5 protein-coding genes are annotated in these 6,813 nt (G+C 57.4%); all 5 read left to right on the top strand.

Translation table 11 applies throughout. The annotated features are described in order from the left end of the window. The first annotated feature begins 2 nt into the window (after nucleotides 1–2). Nucleotides 3–1,115 (top strand): butyrate kinase, encoded by a 1,113-nt coding sequence (buk, locus tag ABHR76_RS05505; protein WP_346977009.1) that lies wholly within the window; start codon nucleotides 3–5, stop codon nucleotides 1,113–1,115. A 73-nt stretch (nucleotides 1,116–1,188) separates the two neighbouring features. Continuing rightward, the gene (locus tag ABHR76_RS05510; RefSeq protein ID WP_346977010.1) at nucleotides 1,189–2,388 is read left to right on the top strand and encodes an MFS transporter; all 1,200 of its coding nucleotides are present in this window, start codon (nucleotides 1,189–1,191) and stop codon (nucleotides 2,386–2,388) included. A gap of 674 nt (nucleotides 2,389–3,062) precedes the next feature. Next, nucleotides 3,063–5,285, top strand: coding sequence for an anaerobic ribonucleoside-triphosphate reductase (gene nrdD, locus ABHR76_RS05515; RefSeq protein ID WP_055309732.1), 2,223 nt, complete (start codon nucleotides 3,063–3,065; stop codon nucleotides 5,283–5,285). Between the two features lie 427 nt (nucleotides 5,286–5,712). Continuing rightward, complete coding sequence (gene nrdG, locus ABHR76_RS05520; protein ID WP_346977011.1) at nucleotides 5,713–6,294, top strand: anaerobic ribonucleoside-triphosphate reductase activating protein; 582 nt, start codon at nucleotides 5,713–5,715, stop codon at nucleotides 6,292–6,294. Between the two features lie 66 nt (nucleotides 6,295–6,360). Next, nucleotides 6,361–6,813: GTP cyclohydrolase I FolE (gene folE / locus ABHR76_RS05525; protein ID WP_346977012.1), on the top strand; the 453-nt coding region annotated here is incomplete at its 3' end.

A 6,813-nucleotide genomic window follows, 5' to 3' on the forward strand; every position in this document is an offset into this window, starting at 1 on the left:
GCATGTCCGATAAAAAGACTCCCTGGCGCGTCCTGGTAATCAACCCTGGTTCCACTTCCACGAAGGTGGGCGTTTTTGAGGGCGATGAGTGCAAGCTCAGTAAGAACGTTGCGCACGATGCGAAGGACCTTGCCCAGTTCGACGGGGTTTCGGCTCAGATGCCGTATCGCTGCGATCTGATTCTTGGAGCGCTGGGGGAGGCGGGCCTAAAGCTCGAGGACTTTGATGCATTTGTCGGTCGCGGTGGTGGCTTGCTTTCGCTGCCCGGTGGTACGTATGCCATCAACGAGGTTATGCTCGAGCATGCCCGCATCGGTGCGAATGGCGTTCGGCACCCGGCGCAGCTGGGGCCCCAGATTGCCCACGAATTTGCCGTGAAATGTGGCAAGCCCGCCTTTGTGGTGAATCCTCCCGATACCGACGAGCTGTGCGACCTCGCACGCATGACGGGCATTAAGGGCGTGTATCGAAACGTGCACCTGCACGCCCTTAATCTCAAAGAGACCGCCATCCGCCATGCGGCAAAGCTCGGTCGCGCATACGACGAGTGCAACTTTATTGTCTGTCATATCGGCGGTGGCATTTCGATTTCTGCCCACCTTAAGGGCAAGATGGTCGACGGCAACGACATCGTTGGCGGCGAAGGCCCCATGGCGCCGACGCGCTGCGGATCGGTTCCCGCGATCGAGGTCGCAAAGTACACCGCGGAGCACGGTCTTGATGTCGCCCGCGCCCATTGCATGAAGACTGGCGGCTTCGTTGACCTTTTGGGTACCTCCGATGCCATCGAGGTGTGCGAACGTGCTGCAGCGGGAGATAAGGCCGCAGCTCGCGCCTGGGATGCAATGGTCTACCAAATCTGCAAGTGGATTGGCGAGATGGCATGTGTGCTGAAGGGCGATGTCGACGGTATCTTGCTCGGAGGCGGCATGGTCCACAGCAAGGAGCTCGTTGCCTCGATTGAGGAATGCTGCTCTTGGATCGCCCCCGTGTCGGCTTATCCCGGCGAGTTTGAGCTCGAGGCGATGGCGTCTGGCGCCTGCCGCGTACTCGATGGTGTCGAGGAAGCGCTCGTGTACAGCGGAGAGCCCGTGTTCACTGGTTTTAACGACTGATAGTGCTGTGTTTGGGGCGGCCGATGGTGACGTCCGGCCGCTCCGACCCTTTTTCTAAGTGTAAGGATGGATCATGGATAAAACCAAGATCAAGTACCTGGTGGGCATTTATGCTGCCGCCATGTGCATTATGGGCATGTTGGTGCCCGTCCCCATCGTGGCCTCTGTTGCGGCGGCGTTTCCCAACGAGAACATCGCTGCCGTCCAGATGATCATCGGCATCATTCCGCTCATGATGGCTGTGTCCGCCATGCTCGTGTCTTCCCAGCTCGCCTCGCGTGTATCCAAGAAGAAGACGACGCTTGTCGGCCACGTTATCGTGATGCTCGCCGGCGCCTCGGTGCTGGTGTTCCACGATTCGCTTGCCCAGGTTCTTGCGGCCTCTGCCGTGATGGGTCTTGGCCTTGGCGCCGTGCAGAACTCGACCGACGCTCTGATCGCCGACTATTTCGGTGGCAAGCAGCGTTCGTTTGTCATGGGCATCTACTCAACCTTTGTTGCACTGGGTGGCATTATCTGGACGATGGTTTCCGGCATCTTGGGTTCTGCCGAGTGGTTCCACAGCTATGCGGCGTACTTCATCATGATCGTGTTTATCGTCATTGAGGCCGTCTGCCTGCCCGAGGGTCATCTTGAGCCCAAGCGTAAGGTCAACGTGTTTGCCAACATGCCCAAAGAGGTCGCAATTATCACGGTCATGAGCTTTGTGTTCGTACTCACGTTCCAGCTCTTTAGCTCCAATGTCTCGCTGCTTGTCGTGGGTCGCGGCTTTGGCGGCACTGTTGAGGCTGGCCTCGCTTCGACCGTCATGACGGTCGCCGGCATTGCGGCTGGCCTTTTAGTGGGCCCGCTGTTTGCCAAGTTCAAGAACCTGTCGATGCCGATCGCGTGGGGCGTGACGCTCGTTGGCCTGGGCCTGACGCTGGTTGCGCCCGCCTTTATGGTGCTGTGCGTTGCGGGCTTTGTCGTTGCGCTGGGCAAGGAGACCTACGTGCCGCTGGAGGGCAATTTTGCCGCCGGCAACTCTGCTCCCGAGGGACGTGCGTTTAACCTCGCCATTGGCATGGCGGGCATCAACTTTGGCATGGCACTGTCTCCCATTGTGTTTGAGGCCGTGACGTCGCCGTTTGGTGCAACGATTGACCAGAAGTTCATCGCCGGCATGATTGTCTGTGCGGCTTGTGTCGTCTTTGGCGCCATTAAGTATCGCAAGCTCACTCCGGCCCAGCTTGCCGAGGCCGAGAAGATGGCGGCCAGCGGCGAGGCGGAGTAACCGCTCGAGTAGTTGCTTTGCCGCCCATCATGTTTTATCGGGGCCGCCGACATATGCCGGCGGCCCTCTTTCTATCAATGGCTTGATAGCTCGCGAAGAGAAGTAATAGCTCCTCGCCTATCGAATGCCGGCGGACGGGGTGCCGGGGCTACAGTCTTCCGAGCGTTTGCAGTCCCGTCGCTCCGTCCGCCGGCATTCGACCGCAACATGTTGGTCAAGCATAATCTTTTGGATTCTTTTGGCGTGAGTGGCTTGGTTTTAGTAGGATTTGTCAGCGGCTTGACTAAGGGGGTTTTATAACTGCCATGCAGGTAGCCGTGTTGGTAACGTTTTACCGACTCGCCAAGAACCCCTCATTTATAATGCGTCTGCAAAATGACCAATTGCTTTGACCTGCTGAAACACTATATGTTGTGTTTGACCTAAAAAAAGAATACAGGATATAGATGCGTCTTTGTCGTATGATAGATGGCGGACAGAGAACGAGGACCTTATTCACCCCATTTGGACACGCCTTTGAGCCGCTTGATCGGCCGCGAGGAATGTCCGCATGAGGACCTATGGTTTATCGAGAACACAGATTGCGCGACGGCGCCGCAAGACAGGGGCAAGCCCTGCCGGGCATCGTTTGGCTCTGAAGCGCAATGAGGCTACGACGCGAAAGAGGCAAGAGGATGAAGATCATCAAGCGCAGCGGCACCGAGGTTGTCTTTGACATCGATAAGATCGTCAATGCGATTCGCGCCGCCAACTTGGAGGTCGAGGAGAGCTCTCGTCTAACCGACCGCCAGGTGGTTTACGCGGCACAAAACGTCGCCGAGGCATGCGAGAACGCGGGTCACACCGTGTCGGTCGAGGAGATCCAGGATCTGGTCGAGGACGAGATCATGCGTCTCGACTGCTACGAGGTTGCCCGCCATTACATCATCTATCGCTATGTTCAGAGCCTGAAGCGCCAGAAGAACACGACCGACGACAAGATTCTGTCGCTGATCGAGTGCAACAACGAAGAGGTCAAGCAGGAGAACTCCAACAAGAACCCGACCGTCAACTCCGTTCAGCGCGACTATATGGCCGGCGAGATCTCCAAGGACCTGACCCAGCGCGTGCTGCTGCCCCAGGAGATTGTGGATGCTCACAATGAGGGCCTGATTCACTTCCATGATTCGGACTACTTTGCCCAGCACATGCATAACTGCGACCTGGTGAACCTGGAGGATATGCTCCAGAACGGTACTGTTATCTCGGGCACGCTGATCGAGAAGCCGCACAGCTTCTCGACTGCCTGCAACATCGCGACGCAGATTATCGCCCAGGTTGCTTCCTCCCAGTACGGCGGCCAGTCTATCTCGCTGACCCATCTTGCCCCCTTTGTTGAGGTGAGCCGTCAAAAGATTCGTGGCGAGGTCGCCCGCGAGCTCGAGGAGCTCGGCGTTTCCGCATCTCCCGAAAAGGTCCGCGAGGTTGTTGAGGACCGCTTGCGTGACGAGATCCGTCGCGGTGTCCAGACGATTCAGTATCAGGTCGTGACCCTTATGACCACGAATGGCCAGGCGCCGTTCGTGACGGTCTTTATGTATCTTAACGAGGCCCGTACGCCCCAGGAGAAGCACGACCTTGCCATGATCGTGGAGGAGACGCTTCGCCAGCGCTACGAGGGCGTTAAGAACGAGGCCGGCGTTTGGATTACCCCGGCATTCCCCAAGCTTATCTATGTACTCGAGGACGATAACGTTCACGAGGATTCCCCGTACTTCTACCTGACCCAGCTGGCTGCCAAGTGCACCGCCAAGCGCATGGTGCCCGATTACATCTCCGAGAAGAAGATGCGCGAGCTCAAGCTGTCGAAGGGCGAGACCGCCGGCAACGGCGACTGCTACACCTGCATGGGTTGCCGCAGCTTCCTGACGCCCGACCGTTCGGGCAACGGCTTTAACAATGTTGCCAACGCGCTGAACTACGACCCGAACAAGCCCAAGTACTATGGTCGCTTTAACCAGGGCGTTGTGACCATCAACCTGCCTGATGTCGCACTGAGCTCGCACCAGGATATGGACAAGTTCTGGAAGATCTTCGATGAGCGCCTTGAGCTGTGCCACCGTGCCCTGCTGTGCCGTCATGAGCGCCTGATGGGTACGCTTTCTGACGCCGCACCGATTCTGTGGCAGTACGGCGCCCTCGCTCGTCTGAAGAAGGGCGAGACGATCGACAAGCTGCTCGTGGGCGGATACTCCACCATCAGCCTGGGCTATGCCGGCCTGTATGAATGCGTCAAGTACATGACGGGCCACAGCCACACCGAGAAGGAAGGCACGCCGTTTGCCATGGCCGTCATGCAGCGCATGAACGACAAGTGCGCCGAGTGGAAGGCCGAAAGCGATATCGACTTCTCGCTGTACGGCACGCCGTTGGAGTCGACGACCTACAAGTTCGCCAAGTGCCTGCAGCGCCGTTTTGGCATTATCCCGGGCGTTACGGACAAGGGCTACATTACTAACAGCTATCACGTTCATGTGTCCGAGGAGATTGATGCTTTCGATAAGCTCAAGTTCGAGGGTATGTTCCAGCAGCTTTCGCCGGGCGGCGCCATCTCCTACGTTGAGGTTCCCAACATGCAGGACAACCTCAAGGCTGTCATTCGCGTGATGCAGTACATCTACGACAACATCATGTACGCCGAGCTCAACACCAAGAGCGACTACTGCCAGGTGTGCGGCTACGATGGCGAGATCAAGATTGTCGAGGACGATGGCAAGCTGGTGTGGGAGTGCCCCAACTGCGGCAACCGCGACCAGGAGAAGATGAACGTCGCTCGTCGTACGTGCGGCTACATCGGTACCCAGTTCTGGAACCAGGGTCGAACCGAGGAGATCCGCGACCGCGTGCTGCATCTCTAATACCGCTCCGGGGCTGAACCGAGAGGGACGCTTGGGCATTTGCTCGCTATTTCGGACAGTCCTGCGCAAGACGAAGGCCACATTAAGTGGCCTTCTTTGCGTGCGGAACTCATATCGAGCAAAAGCCCAAGCGGCCCTCTCGGTTCAGCCAAGTTAACGTAGCTGAGATGCAGCGCGCGGTCTGCTCACTCCTCGAAGTTCTTAGCGGAAATAATTTGAGCTGCAGCTGCGATTTACTTGCGATGGCGGTTGAGCCGCAACCCAGTTTTTATTGGACCTCGAACCCTATGCTCGATGTTCGCTTCGTTCATTGAGTTACCCTTTGCATGAGGCCGGGACATATCGTCCCGCCCGCAGTTTCGCAGGCCGAAGGCCGAGAATGTTTGAGGACGGGATGATATGTCCCGGCCTCCCGGGAGAGTTACCTATGAACTACGCGAACATTAAGTATTTCGACATTGCTGATGGAGAAGGCGTTCGTACTTCTCTGTTTGTGAGCGGGTGCCGTCGTGGGTGCAAGAATTGTTTTAACTCTGTCGCGTGGGACTTTGCCGCTGGCGAGCCGTTCGATAGCGCCGTCGAGGACAAAATTATCGAGAGTCTCGATCATCCCTTTATCGATGGTCTGACGATTCTGGGTGGCGAGCCTATGGAACCTGAGAATCAAGCGGGGCTTGTCGACTTTATCGAACGCGTGCGTGCGGCCTATCCATCGGGGTCGGGCAAGACCATTTGGTGCTTTACCGGCGATGTGCTCGAGGAGCTTATGCCGGGCGGTTGCCACCATACCGAGGTCACGGACCGTATCCTTACCTGCCTCGATATGTTGGTGGACGGTCCGTTCGTTCAGGATTTGTACGATATCTCGTTGCGCTTCAGAGGCTCGAGCAATCAGCGCGTGATCGATATGAACGCTACGCGCGCCCGTGCTGAGCGCGAGGGCGTTGCGCTTTGTGATGCGGTTGAACTTTGGCGTGATGATCCGGTCTATTCGACCCATACTATGTAGCTTGTGGCCGATGCCGGAGGGCGTGGTACCATAGCGCGAACGCAAAATCGGAAAAGTGAGGCCCAGATGGTCGATCAGGAAAAAGTCGAGGCCGCCATTAAGCTGTTGCTTGAGGGCATAGGCGAGGACCCAACTCGGGAGGGCCTGCTGGAGACCCCGGCGCGCGTTGCCCGTATGTATGGCGAAATCGCCGGCGGTATGGACCAGAGTGCCGAGGAGCACCTGTCCAAAACGTTTGCCGTCGCTTCGAACGATTTGGTTATCGAGCGCGACATCACGTTCTACTCGCTGTGCGAACATCATCTGCTGCCGTTTTATGGCAAGGCTACCATTGGCTATATCCCCAACGGCCGTGTCGCAGGGCTCTCTAAGCTTGCTCGCACGGTTGAGGTTTATGCCCGCCGTCTGCAGCTGCAGGAGCAGCTGTGTGCGCAGGTTGCCGACGCCCTCATGGATTATCTCGCTCCCCAGGGAGCGATTGTGCTCATGGAAGCTGAGCATATGTGCATGACCATGCGC

This window comes from Collinsella aerofaciens (assembly GCF_039752985.1).
GTDB lineage: Bacteria > Actinomycetota > Coriobacteriia > Coriobacteriales > Coriobacteriaceae > Collinsella > Collinsella aerofaciens_BT.